Annotated in this window: 21 protein-coding genes; 11 read left to right on the forward strand and 10 right to left on the reverse strand. The window is 56.1% G+C overall.

Annotated features, from left to right (window positions below; all coding sequences use genetic code 11):
* Positions 1 to 222: 222 nt before the first annotated feature.
* Genes ftsX through VW41_22330 form a run of 3 tightly spaced genes read right to left on the reverse strand, consistent with a single transcriptional unit; the run spans position 223 to position 3,624 of the window.
* On the reverse strand, positions 223 to 1,278 hold the full coding sequence (gene ftsX, locus VW41_22320) for a cell division protein FtsX (GenBank protein AJZ92053.1): 1,056 nt from the start codon (positions 1,276 to 1,278) through the stop codon (positions 223 to 225).
* Positions 1,271 to 1,939 (reverse strand): cell division protein FtsE, encoded by a 669-nt coding sequence (locus tag VW41_22325; GenBank protein AJZ91561.1) that lies wholly within the window; start codon positions 1,937 to 1,939, stop codon positions 1,271 to 1,273. The genes ftsX and VW41_22325 overlap by 8 nt, the downstream gene beginning before the upstream one ends.
* 2 nt (positions 1,940 to 1,941) lie before the next feature.
* Complete coding sequence (locus VW41_22330) at positions 1,942 to 3,624, reverse strand: cell division protein FtsY (protein ID AJZ91562.1); 1,683 nt, start codon at positions 3,622 to 3,624, stop codon at positions 1,942 to 1,944.
* A gap of 181 nt (positions 3,625 to 3,805) precedes the next feature.
* On the opposite strand from VW41_22330, the gene rsmD reads away from it, so the two are divergent.
* Both rsmD and VW41_22340 read left to right on the forward strand, forming a co-directional pair.
* Positions 3,806 to 4,393: a 16S rRNA methyltransferase gene (rsmD, locus tag VW41_22335; GenBank protein AJZ91563.1), complete on the forward strand. Its 588-nt coding sequence runs from the start codon at positions 3,806 to 3,808 to the stop codon at positions 4,391 to 4,393.
* Positions 4,393 to 4,668, forward strand: a complete 276-nt coding sequence (locus VW41_22340; protein AJZ91564.1) for a hypothetical protein — start codon at positions 4,393 to 4,395, stop codon at positions 4,666 to 4,668. The genes rsmD and VW41_22340 overlap by 1 nt, the downstream gene beginning before the upstream one ends.
* Here VW41_22340 and VW41_22345 read toward each other — a convergent pair.
* Positions 4,656 to 5,027 carry a hypothetical protein gene (locus tag VW41_22345; protein ID AJZ91565.1) on the reverse strand — a complete coding sequence of 124 codons (372 nt, stop codon included), beginning with the start codon at positions 5,025 to 5,027 and terminating at the stop codon, positions 4,656 to 4,658. The two genes, VW41_22340 and VW41_22345, sit on opposite strands and share 13 nt — an antisense overlap.
* 121 nt (positions 5,028 to 5,148) lie before the next feature.
* Here VW41_22345 and VW41_22350 point away from each other — a divergent pair, with 121 nt between their 5' ends.
* Entirely contained in the window at positions 5,149 to 5,775 is a 627-nt protein-coding gene (locus VW41_22350) for a membrane protein (protein AJZ91566.1), read from the forward strand.
* A 2-nt stretch (positions 5,776 to 5,777) separates the two neighbouring features.
* Here the strand turns inward: VW41_22350 and VW41_22355 are convergent, their stop codons facing one another.
* The 3 genes from VW41_22355 to VW41_22365 form a co-directional block, all read right to left on the reverse strand.
* Positions 5,778 to 7,154, reverse strand: coding sequence for a PTS cellobiose transporter subunit IIC (locus VW41_22355; protein ID AJZ91567.1), 1,377 nt, complete (start codon positions 7,152 to 7,154; stop codon positions 5,778 to 5,780).
* 50 nt (positions 7,155 to 7,204) lie between these two features.
* Positions 7,205 to 8,275, reverse strand: a complete 1,071-nt coding sequence (locus tag VW41_22360) for a sugar isomerase (GenBank protein ID AJZ91568.1) — start codon at positions 8,273 to 8,275, stop codon at positions 7,205 to 7,207.
* A 163-nt stretch (positions 8,276 to 8,438) separates the two neighbouring features.
* Positions 8,439 to 9,485 (reverse strand): LacI family transcriptional regulator, encoded by a 1,047-nt coding sequence (locus VW41_22365; protein ID AJZ91569.1) that lies wholly within the window; start codon positions 9,483 to 9,485, stop codon positions 8,439 to 8,441.
* Between the two features lie 184 nt (positions 9,486 to 9,669).
* Between VW41_22365 and zntA the strand changes: the two genes are divergently transcribed.
* The 3 genes from zntA (at position 9,670) to VW41_22380 (ending at position 12,744) form a co-directional block, all read left to right on the forward strand.
* A complete protein-coding gene (zntA, locus tag VW41_22370; GenBank protein AJZ91570.1) occupies positions 9,670 to 11,883 on the forward strand; it encodes a zinc ABC transporter ATPase in 2,214 nt (737 codons plus the stop codon).
* 142 nt (positions 11,884 to 12,025) lie between these two features.
* Complete coding sequence (locus VW41_22375; protein AJZ91571.1) at positions 12,026 to 12,337, forward strand: toxin RelE; 312 nt, start codon at positions 12,026 to 12,028, stop codon at positions 12,335 to 12,337.
* A complete protein-coding gene (locus VW41_22380; protein ID AJZ91572.1) occupies positions 12,334 to 12,744 on the forward strand; it encodes an XRE family transcriptional regulator in 411 nt (136 codons plus the stop codon). The genes VW41_22375 and VW41_22380 overlap by 4 nt, the downstream gene beginning before the upstream one ends.
* Positions 12,745 to 12,769: 25 nt before the next feature.
* Here the strand turns inward: VW41_22380 and VW41_22385 are convergent, their stop codons facing one another.
* Positions 12,770 to 13,015, reverse strand: a complete 246-nt coding sequence (locus VW41_22385) for a sulfur transfer protein SirA (GenBank protein ID AJZ91573.1) — start codon at positions 13,013 to 13,015, stop codon at positions 12,770 to 12,772.
* A 174-nt stretch (positions 13,016 to 13,189) separates the two neighbouring features.
* Between VW41_22385 and VW41_22390 the strand changes: the two genes are divergently transcribed.
* The 3 genes from VW41_22390 (at position 13,190) to VW41_22400 (ending at position 15,666) form a co-directional block, all read left to right on the forward strand.
* Positions 13,190 to 13,855, forward strand: a complete 666-nt coding sequence (locus tag VW41_22390; protein ID AJZ91574.1) for a hypothetical protein — start codon at positions 13,190 to 13,192, stop codon at positions 13,853 to 13,855.
* 72 nt (positions 13,856 to 13,927) lie between these two features.
* Entirely contained in the window at positions 13,928 to 14,485 is a 558-nt protein-coding gene (locus VW41_22395; GenBank protein ID AJZ91575.1) for a hypothetical protein, read from the forward strand.
* Positions 14,486 to 14,616: 131 nt separating this feature from the next.
* Entirely contained in the window at positions 14,617 to 15,666 is a 1,050-nt protein-coding gene (locus tag VW41_22400; protein AJZ91576.1) for a permease, read from the forward strand.
* A 6-nt stretch (positions 15,667 to 15,672) separates the two neighbouring features.
* Here VW41_22400 and VW41_22405 read toward each other — a convergent pair whose 3' ends face one another.
* Positions 15,673 to 16,314 (reverse strand): transcriptional regulator, encoded by a 642-nt coding sequence (locus VW41_22405; GenBank protein AJZ92054.1) that lies wholly within the window; start codon positions 16,312 to 16,314, stop codon positions 15,673 to 15,675.
* A 96-nt stretch (positions 16,315 to 16,410) separates the two neighbouring features.
* Here VW41_22405 and VW41_22410 point away from each other — a divergent pair, with 96 nt between their 5' ends.
* Positions 16,411 to 17,898 carry a DNA-binding protein gene (locus VW41_22410; GenBank protein AJZ92055.1) on the forward strand — a complete coding sequence of 496 codons (1,488 nt, stop codon included), beginning with the start codon at positions 16,411 to 16,413 and terminating at the stop codon, positions 17,896 to 17,898.
* Between the two features lie 19 nt (positions 17,899 to 17,917).
* On the forward strand, positions 17,918 to 18,523 hold the full coding sequence (locus VW41_22415) for a Clp protease (GenBank protein ID AJZ91577.1): 606 nt from the start codon (positions 17,918 to 17,920) through the stop codon (positions 18,521 to 18,523).
* A gap of 35 nt (positions 18,524 to 18,558) precedes the next feature.
* Here VW41_22415 and VW41_22420 read toward each other — a convergent pair whose 3' ends face one another.
* Entirely contained in the window at positions 18,559 to 19,461 is a 903-nt protein-coding gene (locus VW41_22420) for a transporter (GenBank protein AJZ91578.1), read from the reverse strand.
* Positions 19,462 to 19,542 lie beyond the last annotated feature (81 nt).

Below are 19,542 nucleotides of genomic sequence, written 5' to 3' on the forward strand. Positions count from 1 at the left end.
CATTCAGGTGGCTAGGGCGCACCGACAACACGTCAGGGGCCAGACCGTACCATTCACTGTACTCTCAGACAGTGATGTTATCCACAAGTTCAATGTAAAGCTGTGAATAGATTGCACACAAAGTGTGACGGTTATTGCAGCATGGCAGGGGGCACCGCGGTGTAAAACGCACTCCCTGCTGACGACGTTATCGTAGCAGGGAATGAGTATATCAAAAACTTTTTACTCCGGCGTAAAGCGGCGTAAATGTTGAACAGTGGCAAGCCAGGCTGCCAGCCAGCCGATCATCGAAGAAACCAGCAATAGCAGCAGGCACTCGTCAAAACCCAGGCCACTGATATCAAACTTAGTCCCGAACACCTGCGCCACTTCCGTCACCGCCGAAGACAGACGCATCACCAGAATCTCAGACAGGATCAGCGACAGGAACGCACCGCTGAACCCCAGCAGCGCCCCCCCATACAGGAACGGACGCAGAATAAAGCCGTCGGTCGCCCCAATAAGCTTCTGCACGTTGATGGTGTCGCGGCGGGCAAAGATGCTCAGACGCACCGAGTTGCCGATGACCAGGAACACCGCGGCAACCATTAAAATACCGATCATCGCCGCCACGCGCCCGACCAGCCCGGTCAACGCCGCGAGGCGGGCAAACCAGCTGTCATCCATGCGCACTTCATCAACGCCATGAATCTTCGCCACGCGGTCACGCAGCGTATTCAGGTGATCCGTGCTCTGGAAATCCAGTTTAGGATTCACAACGGCCACCGCGGGAAGCGGGTTTTCTTCCAGCATGTCCAGCGCGCCGCCAAAGCCCGACCAGTTACGAAACTCGCCCAGCGCTTCCTCACGGGAGAGGTAGTTAACTTTATCAACACCCTCCTCCGCCTGGATGGCACCCACCACCTGCTGCGCGGCGTTATCGTCCAGCGCCTTATCGAGGTAAACGGTGATTTGAGGCGACGGATAGTATTGGGTCGCCGCCTGGTTCACGTTCTTGTAAACCATGTAGCAGACGCTAGGCAACGTCAGGGAAATGGCAATCACCATCACCGTCAGGAAGGTCGCCAGCGGCTTGCTCTTCAGATCCTGAAGCGCACCTTCCCAGGCGTAGCGGAACTGCTCATTCACGCCGCCTTTCAGAGCCTTACTTTTGGACTGCGGCCCTTTACCACGTTTTTTCACCGAGCGGCCAAGGTCACCTAACTTGTTCAGTTGGTTGATTTTATCCAGCTTGTTGCTGAAGCGCTTGATATGGTTGAGCGCACTGTGTTTATTCACCTGCCAGGCCTCCATGCAAATGGCCGTCGCTGAGGGTCAACATACGGTAATTGCGACGCGAGATAAGCCCCATGTCATGGGTAGCCATCAGCACCGTCACGCCCACGCGGTTAAACTCTTCGAACAGGCGCAGAATACCTTCCGATAGTGCATCATCAAGGTTACCGGTCGGTTCATCCGCCAACAGCACAGCGGGCTTATTCACCACGGCGCGAGCAATGCCCACGCGCTGCTGTTCACCACCGGAGAGTTGGATAGGAAAGTTCTTCGCTTTGTCCAGCAGGCCGACCTTATCTAATGCCGCAGACACGCGGCGGCGAATATCTTCGCCGCTGGCACCCGCGATGATCAGCGGAATGGCCACGTTGTCGTACACGGTTCTGTCCATCAACAGGTGGTGATCCTGGAAGATCATCCCTATCTGACGACGCAGGAACGGTACTTCACGGCTCTTCAGGCGACTAATGTCATGCCCGCTGAAAAAGATCTTCCCATCGCTGGGCCGTTCGATACCGCAGATAAGCTTGAGCAGAGTACTCTTCCCTGCGCCAGAATGGCCGGTCAGAAAGGCCATCTCGCCCGGTTGCATATGGAAGGTGACTCCCTGCAACGCTTGTCTCCCACCGAGATAGGCTTTACTGACGTGTTCAAAGCGAATCATTGTTAATCCTCTCGGGCAAAAAGTGCCTCTATAAAGTCGCCCGCATTAAACGGTCGTAAATCAGAAATTTGTTCGCCGACGCCAATGTAGCGAATCGGAATGCCGAACTGGTCTGCCACAGAGAAGATTACGCCACCCTTGGCGGTACCATCCAGTTTGGTCAGGGTGATGCCCGTCAGCCCCACCGCTTCGTGGAACAGTTTAGCCTGGCTTATGGCATTCTGACCGGTGCTGGCGTCGATGGTGAGCATAACCTCATGCGGGGCATCTTCGTCCAGCTTTTTCATAACCCTGACAATTTTCTTCAACTCTTCCATCAGGTGCGACTTATTCTGCAAACGCCCTGCAGTATCGGCAATTAACACGTCGATATTACGTGCCTTCGCCGCCTGAATAGCATCGAAGATAACCGAGGCGGAGTCCGCGCCGGTATGCTGGGCCACAACAGGAATATTGTTGCGCTGGCCCCAAACCTGCAGTTGCTCAACCGCCGCCGCACGGAAGGTATCGCCCGCCGCCAGCATCACGGATTTGCCCTGCTGCTCAAACTGACGCGCAAGCTTGCCGATAGTGGTGGTTTTACCCACACCGTTCACGCCTACCATCAGGATAACAAACGGCGTTTTACCTTCCACGCTAAGCGGCTCGTCCACTTTGGCGAGGATTTCGCTCATCTCTTCTTTCAGCAGGCCATACAACGCTTCCGCATCACGAAGCTGTTTGCGGCTCGCACCTTCGGTCAGGTTGGTGATGATTTTCCGGGTTGTCTCAACCCCAACGTCGGCAATCAAAAGCTGCTCTTCCAGCTCTTCAAACAGATCATCATCGATTTTCTTGCCGCGGAACAGACTGATAAATCCGGAACCGAGGTTTTGTTTGGTTTTGACGAGGCTACGCTTCAGGCGAGCGAAGAAGCCTTCTTTAGTTGGCTTGTCCTGCTCTTGCTGCACGGCAACCGGGGCAGTCTCTTCGACAGCCTCTTCAGCCGGCTCCTCATCAAGCGCTTCTTCAGCAACGGCTTCATCTTCAACGAAGGCTTCGTGTGCGAACAGCGCTTCGGCCTCAGCAACTTCTTCGTTGACGATCTCGTCCTGCTCGGCCTGCCATTCGTCAGGCTGCTCTACGTTTTCGGCCACCTCTTCCGGCAACGGCAGCGTTTCGTGCTCTACGGCCGCGACAGGCTGCTCGGTGACTGCCGGCTCTTCAACGACAACAGCAGGTTCAATCACCTCTGTCCCGGCAACGGGTTCGACAACCGGTTCTGGTTCGATAACCGGTTCTGGTTCGATAACCGCAGCAGGCTCTGGCTCAACGACAGCTTCATGCCCGATAACCGCAACGGGTTCAGGTTCAGCCCCGACTTCGGGCTCAACGGTGACTTCCGGCTCAGGAATAATTTCCGGCTCGGCAACAGGCGCTTTTTCTTCCGCGTCTTTTACGAGCCGGGCGTTAACTTCCTCGACCTGCTCAGCAAACTTTTCGGACTCCTCCAGTGAGTGCTCACTAACTGAACTCTGCTGTTCCTGCTCAGCAGCCTGAGGCCGTTGAGGTTCATCCTGTGCGGGAGCCTGTTCAGTAACCGGTTGTTCTTCTATTACTTTTTGTTCTGCTTCGACGTCCGGCTGCTGCTCTTTCTGACCAAATCCCAGCCAGGAAAAAAAGCCACGTTTTTTCTCTTTCGCCATTTGCGACTACACTCCTCGCTGTTAATTCATGGCACAGACCCGATTCTGCTTGCCACGGGCATAAAAAATAGTGCGTTAGTCTATCACTTTCCCGGCGCGGCATCACGCCAGTGGATTAAGGTTTCCTGGCCGGGCGAGCGCCGCTAGAATAACCGTAAAATTTAGCATCGCAGTGAGAGCAATGAAGAAACCCCAATCCTCTGGTTCCGGCCAGATCCGCATTATCGGCGGCCAATGGCGCGGCCGAAAACTTCCGGTGCCCGACAGCCCCGGCCTGCGCCCGACAACCGACCGCGTGCGTGAAACGCTTTTTAACTGGCTGGCCCCGTCAATGGTGGATGCCCATTGCCTCGACTGTTTCGCCGGGAGCGGCGCGCTCGGGCTGGAGGCGCTCTCTCGCTACGCCGCCAGCGCCACGCTGATTGAGATGGATCGCGCGGTTTCCCAACAGCTACAAAAGAACCTCACGACGCTAAAGGCCAGCCATGGCAAAGTCCTCAACGCCAACACGCTCAACGTTCTCGCCCAGCCGGGTACGCCGCATAACGTGGTGTTTGTCGATCCGCCGTTCCGTAAAGGATTGCTGGATGAAACGCTCAGCCTGCTGGAGAAAAACGGCTGGCTCGCGGATGAGGCGCTAATCTACGTAGAAAGTGAAGTGGAAAATGGTCTGCCTGCGGTGCCCGCCAGTTGGGCGCTGCACCGTGAAAAAGTCGCCGGTCAGGTGGCTTACCGCCTGTTTATTCGTGAAGCTCAAGGAGCCGCATAATGCCGATTCTGATTAACTTTGGCCGCCTGTTGATGCTTTGCGTCTGGGGCTTTCTGATCTTTAACCTGATTCACCCTTATCCGCGCCCGTTGAACATTTTTGTTAACGTCGCGCTGATCTTCATGGTGATTATGCATGGCCTGCAGCTGAGCCTGCTGAAAGCCACCCAGCCCAAAGACGGCCCTGCGCTTGGTCGCGCTGAGCAGATTAAGATCTTTGTGTTTGGCGTGTTTGAGCTGCTGGTCTGGCAGAAAAAGCTGCGTCAGGGCAAGTGAGTGCCTTCGGGGACGAAGCTGACAAAGCGCGTCCCCTTATAGCTCAGGGTGCCTTTATCCCCCACCGTTACCGCATTGTATTCCGCCGCTTCTACTCGCATTTTCATGTCCATGCCGCCGCTCTGGGGCGCAAACCAAATCTCATAGCGGATGGAGTCCTCCGGCGGCGTCACTTCCCGCTGGCGCGTGCGTCTGTCATTGGACGGTTTTTCACGCTTGGTCGCCACCACCACTTTTTTCACGCTGAGCGGCGCCGCATCGTTTTCCATATTCTCGCGGCGCTGCTGAAAGTAGCGAAAAGAGGCGGCCACCACGATGACCACAACGATGGCGATAATAAAAACAGGGGGCTTACTCATGGCTTTTTCTCGAATTGTCAGACACTTTTCAGCATAACCCTGGCACCGCGCCGTTGTCATCTGCGCCGCTTAGCCACTAGACTGAACGGAGTTACGCCAACAATTAAAATAAGGATATGCCATGCTTTGGTCATTTATTGCTGTTGCGTTATCGGCCTGGATTTACATTGATGCGTCCTGGCGCGGCTCCACCTGGCAGCGCTGGCTTTTTAAGCCGCTCACCCTGCTGCTGCTGCTGCTGCTGGCCTGGCAAGCGCCAATGTTTGAAGCGACGGGCTACTTGATTGTGGCGGGTCTTTTGGCGACGCTGGTAGGTGATGCACTCACGTTGCTGCCCACTCAGCGCCTGCTGTACGCCGTGGGAGCCTTCTTCCTTTCACACCTGTTGTACACCATCTATTTTGCCAGCCAGATGAGTTTAGCCATATTCTGGCCTCTGCCGCTGGCTCTGCTGATTATTGGCGCGCTGCTGGTGGCGACTATCTGGACCCGACTGGAAGCACTGCGCGTGCCTATCCTGACGTTCATCGGTATGACGCTGGTGATGGTCTGGCTGGCCGCCGAGCTTTACTTCTTCCGCCCGACGGACCCCAGCTTCTCCGGATTTGTCGGCGCCAGCCTGCTGCTGCTGGGCAATATTGTCTGGCTGGTCAGCCACTATCGTCAACGTTTCAAAGGCGACAGCGCGATTGCCGCCGCCTGCTACTTTGCCGGGCACTTTATGATTGTTCGCGCCCTGTATATCTGAGGTTAACGCCTGTCTTCCGCCAGGGAGGCAGGTTCCAGCCTGCGGGTTTTGCCGTAGATAATGGTCAATACCGCAGGCACCGTAAATGCCACCGCGATAGCAATCACCTCATAAATCATCTTCGATTCCGGCCCGCTAAACAGCCCCAGTTCGAACACGTTCAGCACCGGCAGGAAACTGTAGGTTTTCACCCCCAGCAGACCGGTAATAGCCCCACCCAGCGCCGCGCCGATGCAGCCAAAGACGAACAGCATGCGGTATTTCAGGTTCACGCCATACAGCGCCGGTTCAGTAATGCCGAAGAAGGCGGAGAGCGAAGCGGAAATCGCAATCTGCTTGTCTTTCAGATTACGGGCGATAAAGATTGCGCCGAACACCGCCCCAAACTGCCCCATCACCGCCGACATAAACATGGCCATAATGGTGTCATACCCGTTGACCTGAATGTTAATCAGCGCCAGCGGAATAATGCCCCAGTGTACGCCAAACACCACAAACAGCTGCCCGATCCCCGCCAACAGCGCACCGGAAATCACCGGGCTAAGGTTGTACAGCCACGCATAACCATTAGCGATGCCAACCCCGACATAATCGGCAACCGGGCCAATCACGGTAAACACCACAAAGCCGCTGATAATCAGCGACAGGCAAGGCACAAACACCAGCGCCGCAATCTCAGGAATCACTTTTTTCAGCCAGCGTTCAACGTGGCTCAGGAAGAGAACGGCAAACACCGCAGGGATCACCGCCCCGCCGTAGATTTTCACATTAAGAGCCAGGCCCATAACGTGGAAGGCGCCGGGCACGCTGGCATCCGTCAGCGGGAAAATCATCGCCGCCGTCAGCGCCAGGGCGCTAAATTTATTGGCCTTAAAGCGCTCCGCTGCCGTCACCGCGATAAACAGCGGCAGCATGACAAAAACGCCGCTGGAGAGCGCATTGAACACGGTGAACACATACGAATGGGTATCCACCAGATTCATCGTCTGCAGAAGAACCACAATACCTTTCACCACCCCCACACCCGCCAGCACGCCTATGTAAGGCGTGAAGATAGCGGAAAGCGTGGCCAGCAGACGGTTAATCATCGAGCCCTGCGGCACCGATGCTTCCTCTGCACAAGGCTCACCCATCTGTGCCGTGATAGCCTGAAAGACTTTCTCGACCTTTGGCCCGATCACAATCTGGAATTGCCCCGGGTTTTCAACCAGTTTGACTACCTCCGGCAACTTATAAAGCTCGTCTTTATTAATCTTACTTTTATCTTTGATAGTAAAACGCAAACGGGTTGCGCAGTGGGTAAGATGCTCTATATTTTCTGCCTCGCCGACGTGCTGAATTATCTGTCGGGCAAGTTGACTGAAGGTAGCCATAATCATTCCTCAGTAGCAAGGTAGGGACGTTATTATTGTGTAGGGCAGACGGTGTTTCAGGCGTAATCGCCCGGTTTTGTTTTACTTTTTACGGCCACGCCAAAATCGGTAAAGATACGCTGCGGCAGATTATTCCCCTTTGCCTCGGCAATATGGTGAGCCAATATCTGGAACGGGATCACCAAAATCAGTGGGGCAATAAACTCATCAATATTGGCTTTCACCGCCAGCGTACGCGGATCGTTGTCCTCGCCTAATTTGATGGTGTACACGTAGTCGGTATATTTTTGCTCATAAGCTTTCAGCAGTAATAAGCGCTCGCGAGCCACGCCCGGCGTATCAATAAAGAACATCCGGTGGTTGCCGTTCACTTCGAAATAAGGCCCATGCATAAAAGCTTCCAGCTCAACGCCCTGCGACGGCACGCGAATCGTCTCGGCAAACTTGGTTTCCATCTCTTTGATAACGCCGACGCTCGGCCCGTAGCCAATCGAGGTAAACCGCGGGGAAGCGGCCAGTTCGGCCTGCCATTTGGTGAAGAAGACTTCGGTGTCGGCGATAATGCCCGGAATAGCTTTCACCGCCGCGTCCAGTTTCGTCAACTCGGCCGCTTCCTGTTCGGCGTCGATCTTCCCGCTGCGGCGAGCCACAAACACGCCGAGCAGCATGAATTTCAGGATGGTGGCAACGTACCCTTTGGTCACATAGCCCACGCGTTCCTCGCCGATTTCAATATCAATAACGTGGTCAACGGCTCGGGCAAGCTCGCTGCCGGTTTTGCTGGTCATGCCCAGCGTTTTTACCGGATGTGACTGGCGAATATTCTGGATAGCGTTGAGGGTGGACGTACTCTCCCCGCTCTGGGAAACACCAATCACCAAATCGGTGGCCTCACTGAATTTTTCGTAGTGCTGGAAGTGGAACGGCTCTTCGACGGCGATACGGACGTCCGCCAGTTTTTCCACGTAGTACTTCGCACTTTTAATCGCATTAATGCTGGAGCCCGTGGCCAGCACCAGCCACTCTTTCTGCCCACCGAGCACCGGAAGATCGGACGGATAGCGAGACAACATGGCGCTTAACGTCGCCTGCTCTTCGTGGATGTAAGTCATCATTGTCGGTTTCATCGGCTCTCCTGTAATCAAAACCTGAAAACGTTTTCAGGTTTTAGGCTAGAGGAGTCTGACAAGGCTTGTCAACGCCAGATCGCGCAACTGTTAGCGGGATCAAAAAATAACGTGAGGGGAAGTGGCGGGCGGATACCAGGGAAAAGGAATCCGCCGTTGAAAACTAACAGGATTCGCCGTTCAGCAGCATCAGAGGTATTTTTTCCCCCGCGATACCGGCAGCATTTTCATTCAATATAGCCATTAACCTGACCATGACTTCTTTGCCAATCAAAGCATTCTGGTGGTCAACGGTAGTAATACGGGGAATAAAATACTCGCTACCCGGGAAATATTCACAGCTCACTATGGCGATATTTTCAGGCACGGATAAGTGATGATCTTTTAGCGCACGGATCGCGCCTTTGGCAACATGATCGTTAATTGCCACAATGGCATCCGGCAGGCCTTCATTCGATGAAATAAGTGTATCAATCGCCTCATAGCCATGTTGCAAATAAAAGTTATTCAGCACGATAAAGCTATTGATTACCGGCAATTTCGCAGATTCCAGTTCTGCGCGAAATATTGCTTCGCGATCGCGAGTAATATACACATTCTTCGACCCGCCGATAAACCCAATGCGGCGGTAGCCTTTTTCAATCAGATGGCGAGTGGCTAAGCGCACGCACCCCGCCTGATCCCGCTCAACGCAGGCATACTCCACGCCTGCAAGCTGGCGCCCTACCACCACGACCGGCACGGTAGCAATCAGCTTTTTCAACTCCTGCAGATAGGTCGCGGAAATATCGTTGTAGTCGATGTTGCCGCCAAGAATGATCACGCCGTCTATCTGGCTGTCGGTAATGGAATTAAAAATATGTTCTTCGGGCACCACTGGTGCTTCGCGGGAGGCTTTGTTCGCCGATTGAGTGTCATACAGCGTGACCTTGTAGCCCAGCCGCAAACTTTCGTGCTCAATTTGCGCCACCAGCATCACAAAGTAAGGGTTACTGATATCTGAAACGACGATTGCCAGCGTCTGGGTTTTCTTAGAGATCATACCCCGCGCCAGTAAATTCGGGCTGAAGTTATGCTCCTGAATCACTTTTTCGACCCGGCTACGCGTTTTGTCCGCCACCCAACTGTTTTTGTTCAGCACCCGGGAGACGGTGGCGATAGACACCTGCGCCAGCTCCGCAATATCCTTGATTGTCAGTGGTTTTTTCATCGATTCATTCTCAGCCCGACCTGCGGATAATACTAGGGGAAGCGCCTCGGGGAAGCAAAGGCCAATCCTGAAAACTGCCGACAGTCAGCCAGAAACGCCAGACGATAAAAAAGACGCTTGACTCTGGAGTCAACTCCAGAGAGTAACATCGGTAATGAGAAAATTATCATTACCGGAGGGCGCCATGCTCAACACACCTCAAGACGGCAAAAAACCACCGCAGTTTGCATTTGCCAAACTTAGCCCGCTGCAGGCGGAAGGCCCCTCCTGCTGCGCCGATGACACCTGCTCCGCACAAAAACCAGAGCCAGAGATCGTCGACAACGGCAACCGCTACAGCTGGCACGTAGCCGGGATGGACTGCGCGGCCTGCGCACGCAAAGTGGAAAATGCGGTGAAACAGGTGAGCGATGTCCAGCAGGTGCAGGTCGTGTTTGCCACAGAAAAGCTGCTGGTCAGCTCGCCCCGCGACGTTCGCAGTGACGTTGAAAAAGCGGTTAAGGCCGCGGGCTACACGCTAAACGACGGCAGCGCACCGAAACAAGAAAAAAGCAGCGGCCTGCAGGAAAACCTGCCGCTGATCCTGCTCATCGCCCTGATGGTGATTAGCTGGGGACTCGAGCAATTCAACCATCCGCTCGGCAACCTGGCGTTTATCGCCACCACGCTGGTTGGCCTGTGGCCGATAGCCCGCCAGGCCGTGCGCCTGATCCGCAGCGGTAACTGGTTCGCCATTGAAACGCTGATGAGCGTCGCGGCAATCGGCGCGCTGTTCATCGGCGCCACCGCCGAGGCGGCGATGGTCCTACTGCTTTTCCTCATCGGCGAACGCCTCGAATCCTATGCCGCAAGCCGTGCACGCCGCGGGGTAAGTGCCTTGATGGCGCTAAAGCCGGACGTCGCTATTCGCCTCCGGGCCGGCGAGCGCGAAACCGTCGCTCAGGCCGATCTTCGCCCTGGCGATGTGATTGAAGTCGCCGCCGGGGGCCGCCTGCCCGCCGATGGTCGTCTGCTCAGTGGCTTTGCAAGCTTTGACGAAAGCGCCTTAACCGGGGAATCCGTGCCGGTAGAGCGCCAGCAGGGTGAAAAAGTTGCGGCGGGCAGCACCAGCGTGGATCGCCTTGTTCAGCTGGAGGTGATTTCCGAGCCCGGCGACAGCGCAATTGACCGCATTTTGCGGCTGATTGAAGAGGCCGAGGAGCGCCGCGCGCCTATCGAACGCTTTATCGATCGTTTTAGCCGGATTTACACGCCGATCATCATGCTGCTCGCGCTGCTGAGCGCCGTAATCCCACCGCTCTTCTTCGGCCAGGGCTGGGAACCGTGGATCTATAAAGGCCTGACGCTGCTGCTCATCGGCTGCCCATGCGCACTGGTGATCTCGACGCCAGCGGCCATTACCTCCGGCCTTGCCGCCGCCGCTCGCCGTGGCGCCCTGATTAAAGGCGGAGCCGCGCTGGAACGCCTGGGTCAAATCCAGCAGGTTGCGTTCGATAAAACCGGCACCCTGACGGCGGGTAAACCTCAGGTTACGGCGATTGCGGTAGAGGAAGGGACAGAGGAAGACCAGCTTCTGGCGCTCGCCGCCGCGGTTGAACAAGGCTCCACTCACCCGCTGGCGCAGGCGATCGTCAATGCCGCGCAGCAGCGTAACCTGCCTCCTGTCGTCGCAGAAAATCACCGCGCACTCGCCGGGGTTGGCGTAGAAGCGAGCATTCAGGGAGAAACACTGCTGCTCAGCTCACCGTCCAAACTTGACGGCCAGGTACTCTCCGAAACCTGGCAAAGACGTATCGCGAAGCAGGAAGAAGAGGGGCAGACGGTTATCGTGGTGCTGCGCTCAGGCCTGCTGCTGGGCACCATCGCCATGCGCGATACCCTGCGCAGCGATGCCCGCGAAGCGGTTACCGCGCTCCATCAGTTGGGCATTCAGGGCGTGATGCTGACGGGAGACAACCCGCGCGCGGCGGCGGCAATAGCCAATGAACTGGGCATTGATTACCGTGCCAGCCTGCTCCCGGCAGACAAAGTGGCGGCGGTGAACAAACTGAACGCCACCGCGCCGCTGGCGATGGTCGGCGACGGCATCAACGATGCCCCGGCGATGAAAGCGGCGACCATCGGTATTGCCATGGGCAGCGGCACCGACGTCGCGCTGGAAACGGCAGATGCCGCCCTGACCCACAATCGGCTGATCGAGCTGGCCGGCATGGTGCGGCTCGCCAGAGCCACCCATAACAACATTCGCCAGAACGTGACGATTGCGCTGGGGCTGAAGGGGATTTTCCTGGTAACCACCCTGCTCGGCCTGACCGGCCTTTGGCTGGCGGTGCTGGCAGACTCAGGCGCTACCGCCCTGGTCACGGCGAACGCCATTCGACTGCTGCGGAAGAAATAGTTTTCGAGGCAACTTCCGGTTTTTGACTCCACAAGCAGGGGCAAGGATGCTTCTGCGTAAAAATGAATCCCCGCCCATAAGCTGACTGATTGGCAACTTATGGGCATATTAATTGCCAATCAGTCAACTTCAGGATGAAGTGATGCATCTGATTACGCTTAAGGCGCTTGTGGAAGCCGGTCAAAAATTTCCCAGACATAAGCAGGAACTGCAAATCCTTGGCAAAGTGCTGGAAAAAGGCTTCTTCCCAACACCGGACTCACTTAAGCGGGTTTATCCCACGCTGGATAACTTTAAATATCTCGATAAACATTACGTCATCAACATAGCCGGAAATGAACTCAGGCTGATTGCACTTATCTTTTTTACCAGCCAGAAGTTCTACATCCGCCACGTCATGACGCACAGCGAATACATGCGATTTACTGAAAAACACCGGGGAAAGAAGCGATGATTGCGGATGCACTGAAGGCCGCCGAAGCATTAAAAACAGCGGTTCCGCTGCTGGCAGGCAGCACCTGCGAAAAAGATTATCTGGCTGCACTGGAGCTGGTCGAATATCTGCTCATCAATGATCCAGAAAGTCCGCTGGTTGAGATTCTCAGTAGTAAGATCCAGGCCTGGGAAAACGCGCAGCCGGACGTGCAGGCGTTCCGCGAGGAAATGCAGGCCATACCTGCCGGGATAGCCATACTGAAAACCCTGATGGAGCATCACCATCTAAAACAGAGCGATTTTCAACAAGAGATTGGCAGCAAGTCGATGGTCTCCCGCATTCTCAGCGGTGAACGCCAGCTAACCACCGACCACATCCGCAAACTGTCCCGGCGATTTGGCATATCACCCGCTCTCTTTTTCTGAGCAGCGGATTAGCCTGGGGAGGGGATTAATGACTCTTGCGCAGTAAATAGCGGTAAGGCAGCGCGTCGGTTTCGCTGGCGACCAGCTCGTGCTCCATAAAGCGGCAGAAACCGGGGATATCGCGCGTGGTGGCCGGGTCGTCGGCTATCACCAGCAGCGTTTCGCCGACGGACATATTGCGCACGGTTTTGCGCACCATCATCACCGGCTCCGGGCAGCGCAGGCCAAGGGCATCCAGCGTGTGGTCAGGGGTTGCGAACAAATCGGTCATAGCACTCTCAGGTCGTCAAAAACCGCGCTAGTTTACGCCGGGGAAAATCTGGCGCAAGCCGCGTGAACGATTGCGTTAAAATTAACCATTGCATTGAGAAACCAAAGCAGTATCATCCCCGCGCTTTACATTTTTGACTGGGTTCCCTCACCCCACTACTAAAAAGGCTACAACATGATGCAGTTCAGCACTCGCCAGCGCACTAATGCGCTGTTTTGGCTATCGCTTTTTCATTTGCTGGTGATCACCTCCAGCAACTATCTGGTTCAGCTTCCGGTCTCCGTCTTCGGGTTTCATACCACCTGGGGCGCCTTCAGCTTCCCGTTTATCTTCCTCGCCACTGACCTGACGGTGCGTATTTTTGGCGCTCCGCTGGCCCGACGGATTATTTTCGCGGTGATGATCCCGGCGCTGGTGATTTCCTACGGCATCTCGGCCCTGTTTTATATGGGAAGCTGGCAGGGCTTTGAAGCGTTAACCCACTTCAACCTGTTCGTTGCCCGTATCGCGGTCGCCAGTTTCATGGCTTACGCGCTCGGCCAGATTCTGGACGTGCACGTATTTAACCGTCTGCGCCAAAATCACTGCTGGTGGCTGGCCCCTACGGTATCCACGCTATTTGGTAACGTGAGCGATACGCTGTCGTTCTTCTTTATTGCCTTCTGGCGCAGCCCGGACGCCTTTATGGCTCAGCACTGGGTAGAAATCGCCGTGGTCGATTACTGCTTTAAAGTTCTTATCAGCCTGATTTTCTTCCTGCCGATGTACGGCGTTCTGCTGAATATGCTGTTGAAACGCCTCGCAGATAAATCTGAAATCTCCGCGCTGCAGCCTGGTTAAACGCGGGCTGAATATCTTGTGTTAAGATGCAAGGATTAGCCTTTTGGCTTGCTAACGGAAAGGAATAACGCGATGCGCAAACTGGTAAAATATGTCGGTATTAGCCTGCTGGTAGTGGGGCTTGCCGCCTGTGACAATAACGACAGCAAAACCGCGACCACCGGTGCGCCGGCAGCCAGCAGCGCCAGCGGCCAGCCTGTCGAACTGCTGGACGGCAAGCTAAGCTTCGCTCTGCCGACGGACATGAGCGATCAGAGCGGCAAAGTGGGCACCCAGTCCAACAACATGCACGTTTATTCTGACGCGACCGGCCAGAAAGCGGTGATCGTGATTGTCGGCGACAACACCACTGACGACCTTGCCGCGCTGGCAAAACGTCTGGAAGAACAGCAGCGCGCGCGCGATCCGCAGCTTCAGGTTGTGACCAACAAATCCATTGAGATTAAAGGCCACACGCTGCAGCAGCTGGACAGCGTGATCTCCGCCAAAGGGCAGACCGCGTACTCCTCCATCATCATTGGCAAAGTAGACGATAAATTGCTGACCATGCAGATCACGCTGCCTGCGGATAACCAGCAGTTAGCGCAAACCAGCGCGGAAAACATCATCAACACCATCGTCATCAAATAAGCCCTGAGCAATAAATTCCTGGCTCCGCTCTTCGCGGGGCCATTTTTTTCCTTCATTTTCAGACAGACTGCCGCCGTCGCTCTTCCAGGAAGCACTACACTAAAAGCACCTTTTCCCGATCGGACGTCTTCATGACAGCCCCACAACTTGATAAGACCGGCCTGCATATTTTGCTCAAGCTCGCAGCCCTGGTGATTATTCTCGCCGGTATTCACGCTGCTGCCGACATCATCGTTCAGCTGCTGCTGGCCGTATTTTTCGCCATTGTTCTCAATCCTCTGGTGACCTGGTTTATGCGCCGCGGCCTTAGCCGCCCGCTGGCCATTGCGATCGTAGTCCTGGTCATGCTGGTGATGCTCACTTTACTGGTCGGCGTGCTGGCAACGTCGATGAATGACTTCATGGAGCAGATGCCACAGTTCAACAAACTGCTGACGCAGAAAGTGCGTGAAATCGAGCACGCTATGCCGTTTTTGCATCTGCCGCTGTCGCCGGAACGCCTGCTGCAAAAGCTGGACTCCGACAAGCTGATGACCTTTGCCACAACGCTGATGACCGGGCTTTCCGGGGCGATGGCCAGCGTTCTGCTGCTGGCGATGACGGTGATTTTCATGTTGTTTGAAGTGCGCCATGTACCCTATAAGCTGCGTTTTGCACTGGCAAACCCGAAGCTTCACATCGCCGGGATGCACCGCGCACTGAAAGGCGTCACCCACTATCTGGCGCTGAAAACCTTTATCAGTTTACTGACCGGCATCGTTATCTGGCTGGGGCTAAAACTGCTGGGCGTGCAGTTTGCGCTGATGTGGGGCGTGCTGGGCTTTTTGCTCAACTATATTCCCAACATTGGGTCGGTGATCTCCGCCGTTCCGCCGATGATTCAGGCCTTATTGCTTAACGGCACCTATGAGATGCTGATGGTCGGGGCACTGTTCCTGGTGGTGCACATGGTGCTGGGGAATATTCTGGAGCCCCGTATGATGGGGCGCGGCCTGGGGATGTCGACCTTCGTGGTATTTCTCTCCCTGCTCTTCTGGGGCTGGCTGCTCGGCCCGGTGGGGATGCTGCTCTCGGTGCCGCTGACCAGCGTCTGTAAGATCCTCATGGAATCCACCCAGGGCGGCGCCAAACTGGCGATCCTGATGGGCCCCGGCAGACCGAAAAAACGCCTGCCGGGATAATACCGGTTACGTTTTATCACGCCCGGCGAGGCTGCGTAACATCGCCTCGCCAATAGCCACTTCACCTTTTGCCATCAGCCCCTGTGCGGCCCCGGCCTGGTCCTCACGCTTCTTGTTCTGCCCGAGCTTGGTCTTGCCGATAAGTGAAGTCAGAGGGATTTCTATCCCGACAATCGCTTTGAGCATGGAGTCGATAAACGCCGGGGGAGCATCGCTCACCTGCCACGGGAGATCCATTTGCGCTTCCTGCTGTCGCGTCAGGCGGGTTATTTGCCGCAGTACAAAATCGGCATCGTACCGGACGGCTACCCTCCCTCGCGCCTGCACGGTCTGGTAGTTCCAGGTGGGGACTTCCTTATGGTGCTCCTGCTTACCCGGATACCAGCCTGGGGAGATATAACCTTCTGCGCCACGGAATACTACCAGCACCTCCTGCTCTGGCTGAAGGCCACGCCACAAAGGGTTCGCGCGAGCAATATGCGCGCAAAGCGTGCCGAATTCACTTTGCTCAGGGCAAAGTTCAAAGGGGATATCAAAAGCTTCTATCACGCCTTCGATCTGTGCGATCAGCAGGCCCAGCGGATTGGCCTGAATAAGCCCCTGCAGCACATCAATATCGTGCTCCTGAAAATGGCGAGGAATATACATTGGCGGACCTTCATTCGCGGTAATTTTGCCCAGCATATGCCCAAAGTGGTTTATGATTAAGAGCCAGATTACAGCAATATGACCGAGCCACAATTCATGTCACGTAAAGCCCGAGCCGTAGATATTCCCGCCATTGGCGAGCTTGATCGCCGCAGCGGACAGCTTAGTTTGCAGTTAGCCAAAGCGCTGAAAAAGGCCATTCATAAAGGCGAGCTGAAAAGCGGCGACCTGCTGCCCTCCACCCGCGTGTTGTCGGGCGCACTCAGCGTGGCACGCGGCACCGTGCTGGAGGCGTTTGAGCAGCTGGTAGCGGAAGGATTTCTGGAGTCAAAACACGGTTCCGGTACCCGCGTGGCCTACGCCCCGGAAAGCCCGCAGCCCATGCCAGCGGCTCATTCAGCAGCCGCTATCCCGCTTTCCGCCCAGGCACAGGCCTTTGCCAGAGTCGGCGAACAGCTCAAAACGCTGGCGCCGAAGCCGTTTGCCGTTTCTGTTCCGGTCGGGGACACGGCCCCGGACGACGTGTGGCGCAGGCTCGGCAACCGCATTCGGGCGCGGGGGGCCGGTGCCCCGTCGGGCTATGCCGACCCGCAGGGCGTCCTGGTGCTGCGCGAAGCCATCTGTGAATATGTGAGAAAGTCGCGCTCGGTGCGCTGTACCCCGGCACAGGTCATCATCACCTCCGGCAACCAGCACGGTCTGTACCTGACGCTGCAAATCCTGCTGGAGGCGGGCGATACCGTCTGGATGGAAGAGCCGGGTTACCCAGGCGCGACCTCGCTGTTTGAGACGATGTTCCGCGACCGAAAAATGGTCAGAGTGGCCGTTGACGACGAAGGGCTGGACGTGGAGCTAGGCAAAAGGCTGGCCCCCAACGCCCGCGCTGCATTTGTCACCCCCTCGCACCAGTACCCGTTAGGCATGCCGCTCAGCATGTCCCGCCGTGCGGCCTTGCTTGAGTGGGCACAGGCCAACCAGGCCTGGATTATTGAAGACGATTACGACAGCGAGATGCGCTACGCGGGCCATCCGTTCCCGGCGCTGCAGGGCCTGGGGCCGGAAAACGTTATCTACCTCGGCACCTTCAGCAAAATCCTCTTCCCGTCGCTGCGCCTCGGCTACGCCGTGGTGCCAGAGCAGCTGGTTTCCGCCTTCTGCGGGGCGCGCATTTTGATGGACAGACAGCCACCCGGTGCCGACCAGCACGTCCTGGCGAGCTTTATTTCAGAGGGTCATCTCGATCGTCATCTGCGTAAAATGCGTAGTGTTTATGCCGAAAAACGCCGCGTGCTGATGGCGGCGGTAGACCAGTACATTTCCCCGGACGTGGCCTGGCTTCAGCCCTGCGACCAGGGCATGCACATGGTACTTTGGCTGCGCCAGGGCCTGGACGATCATCTGGTTGTGGAACAGGCGATGCGGGCCGGGATTGCCGTTCGCGCGGTGTCGCACATGTTTACGCCAGAGAGGCAGAAGTCCGGCATTCTGCTGGGGCTCGGCGGCTACAGCGACGAAGAGATCGTTCGTGCCGTGCAGCGCCTGAATGAAGTGCTATGCTCTAGTGCAACCCTGATTACGCCATAAAACTGGCAGGAGCCTGATTATGCTTACCTATTTAGAAAAAGATGAACCTGAAGAAAGCGCTACCCCCGCCAATGCATCAGGGCTGATGCAGCAAAAAATGCTGGATTCCCGCTCGATTATTATCTCCGGTGAAATCACTCAGGCGATCACCAAAGAGGTGGTCTCTCAGCTTTTGCTGCTGCAGAGCATTAACGACAAGCCTATCAAACTGTACCTCAACAGCCAGGGCGGCCACGTTGAGGCGGCGGATACCATTCATGACGTGATCAAATTCATCAAGCCGGAAGTGCATATCATCGGCACCGGCTGGGTTGCCAGCGCCGGGATCACCATCTTCCTCGCGGCGGACAAAAAGCACCGCTATTCGCTGCCAAATACGCGTTTTATGATCCACCAGCCGCTGGGCGGCGTGCGCGGCCAGGCAACGGACATTGAGATAGAAGCCAGAGAAATTATTCGCATGCACGAGCGCGTGAATAAGATGATTGCCGAGGCTACCGGCCAGCCGCTGGAGAAGGTGAAACAGGACACCGACCGTAACTACTGGATGTCGCCGAAAGAAGCTATCGACTATGGCATTGTCGGCAAAGTCATTAGCAGCTTCTCCGAACTGAATATCGACTAATCCCTGAACAACCGCCTTCACCGGCGGTTTTGCTTTTAGCGAGAAAAACGCTTCGCGCCGAAAACGCAAACCAGCACGCCCAGCATCACCGCGATCATCGACGCATGCACTTCTTCATGAAGCACCAGTCCGGCAAGCAACAGGCCAAAGAATGGCTGCAGCAATTGAAGCTGTCCGACGGCGGCAATTCCCCCCAGCGCAAGCCCGCGATACCAGAAAATAAACCCTATCCACATACTGAACAGCGACACATAACCCAGCGATATCCATGCCTGAACGCTGATAGCGGCTCCCGCCACCGGGACGGTAAAAGCTGCGGCCACGGCACTAAGAGGCAGGGAAATAACCAAAGCCCACGAAATTACCTGCCAGTCTCCTAACCGCCGGGTCAGCACCGCGCCTTCAGCGTAGCCCAGCCCGCACAGCGCAATGGCCCCCAGCATCAAGGCATCGCCCTGCCAGGTACTCGCCGTCCCATGGCTCAAAGCAAAGCCCGCCACCAGCGCAGCACCCGCCAGAGAAAACAGCCAGAAAATCGCTTTTGGCCTTTCTCCTCCACGCAACACGCCAAAACAGGCGGTCGCCAGCGGCAACAGGCCGATATAAACCAGCGAATGCGCGGAAGTGGTGTGCTGCAACGCCAACGCCGTCAGCAGCGGGAAACCCAGCACTACGCCGACTGCCACCAGGCAAAGTGCCAGCCAGTCCTGCCGCTGCGGACGGGGCTGCCGTAAAATCAGCAGCGTTCCGGCCGCCATCAGCGCAGCCAGCGTGGCTCGTATCGCCGTCAGAAAAATGGGATCAAGCTCCAGCACGGCAACACGCGTTGCCGGCAGCGAACCGCTGAAAATTAACATCCCCAGAAAGCCGCTGATCCAGCCTCGGGTTTGTGGGTGGGTTGTCGGCTGGCTTAGCGACAGCGTGCTTTTGGTATGCATAGCGGCTCCAGGCATTCAGATTGGCTTTCCATTCTGCGCGAATGCCGCCCGGCAGACAGATCCACAATGAACCAGAATCAC

The sequence above is a fragment of the Klebsiella michiganensis genome (genome assembly GCA_000963575.1).
Classification (GTDB): domain Bacteria; phylum Pseudomonadota; class Gammaproteobacteria; order Enterobacterales; family Enterobacteriaceae; genus Cedecea; species Cedecea michiganensis_A.

Bases quoted from the DNA above. Each gene is read 5' to 3' on its own strand.
- VW41_22385 (AJZ91573.1), bottom strand. From the start codon at position 13,015: ATGACCGATTTGTTCGCAACCCCTGACCACACGCTGGATGCCCTTGGC.
- VW41_22395 (AJZ91575.1), top strand. From the start codon at position 13,928: ATGCGCAAACTGGTAAAATATGTCGGTATTAGCCTGCTGGTAGTGGGG.
- VW41_22340 (AJZ91564.1), top strand. From the start codon at position 4,393: ATGCCGATTCTGATTAACTTTGGCCGCCTGTTGATGCTTTGCGTCTGG.
- VW41_22355 (AJZ91567.1), bottom strand. From the start codon at position 7,154: ATGATTATGGCTACCTTCAGTCAACTTGCCCGACAGATAATTCAGCAC.
- VW41_22420 (AJZ91578.1), bottom strand. From the start codon at position 19,461: ATGCATACCAAAAGCACGCTGTCGCTAAGCCAGCCGACAACCCACCCA.
- VW41_22405 (AJZ92054.1), bottom strand. From the start codon at position 16,314: ATGTATATTCCTCGCCATTTTCAGGAGCACGATATTGATGTGCTGCAG.
- VW41_22390 (AJZ91574.1), top strand. From the start codon at position 13,190: ATGATGCAGTTCAGCACTCGCCAGCGCACTAATGCGCTGTTTTGGCTA.
- VW41_22400 (AJZ91576.1), top strand. From the start codon at position 14,617: ATGACAGCCCCACAACTTGATAAGACCGGCCTGCATATTTTGCTCAAG.
- VW41_22350 (AJZ91566.1), top strand. From the start codon at position 5,149: ATGCTTTGGTCATTTATTGCTGTTGCGTTATCGGCCTGGATTTACATT.
- VW41_22325 (AJZ91561.1), bottom strand. From the start codon at position 1,939: ATGATTCGCTTTGAACACGTCAGTAAAGCCTATCTCGGTGGGAGACAA.
- VW41_22360 (AJZ91568.1), bottom strand. From the start codon at position 8,275: ATGAAACCGACAATGATGACTTACATCCACGAAGAGCAGGCGACGTTA.
- rsmD (AJZ91563.1), top strand. From the start codon at position 3,806: ATGAAGAAACCCCAATCCTCTGGTTCCGGCCAGATCCGCATTATCGGC.
- VW41_22365 (AJZ91569.1), bottom strand. From the start codon at position 9,485: ATGAAAAAACCACTGACAATCAAGGATATTGCGGAGCTGGCGCAGGTG.
- VW41_22375 (AJZ91571.1), top strand. From the start codon at position 12,026: ATGCATCTGATTACGCTTAAGGCGCTTGTGGAAGCCGGTCAAAAATTT.
- VW41_22410 (AJZ92055.1), top strand. From the start codon at position 16,411: ATGTCACGTAAAGCCCGAGCCGTAGATATTCCCGCCATTGGCGAGCTT.
- VW41_22330 (AJZ91562.1), bottom strand. From the start codon at position 3,624: ATGGCGAAAGAGAAAAAACGTGGCTTTTTTTCCTGGCTGGGATTTGGT.
- VW41_22415 (AJZ91577.1), top strand. From the start codon at position 17,918: ATGCTTACCTATTTAGAAAAAGATGAACCTGAAGAAAGCGCTACCCCC.
- VW41_22345 (AJZ91565.1), bottom strand. From the start codon at position 5,027: ATGAGTAAGCCCCCTGTTTTTATTATCGCCATCGTTGTGGTCATCGTG.
- zntA (AJZ91570.1), top strand. From the start codon at position 9,670: ATGCTCAACACACCTCAAGACGGCAAAAAACCACCGCAGTTTGCATTT.
- VW41_22380 (AJZ91572.1), top strand. From the start codon at position 12,334: ATGATTGCGGATGCACTGAAGGCCGCCGAAGCATTAAAAACAGCGGTT.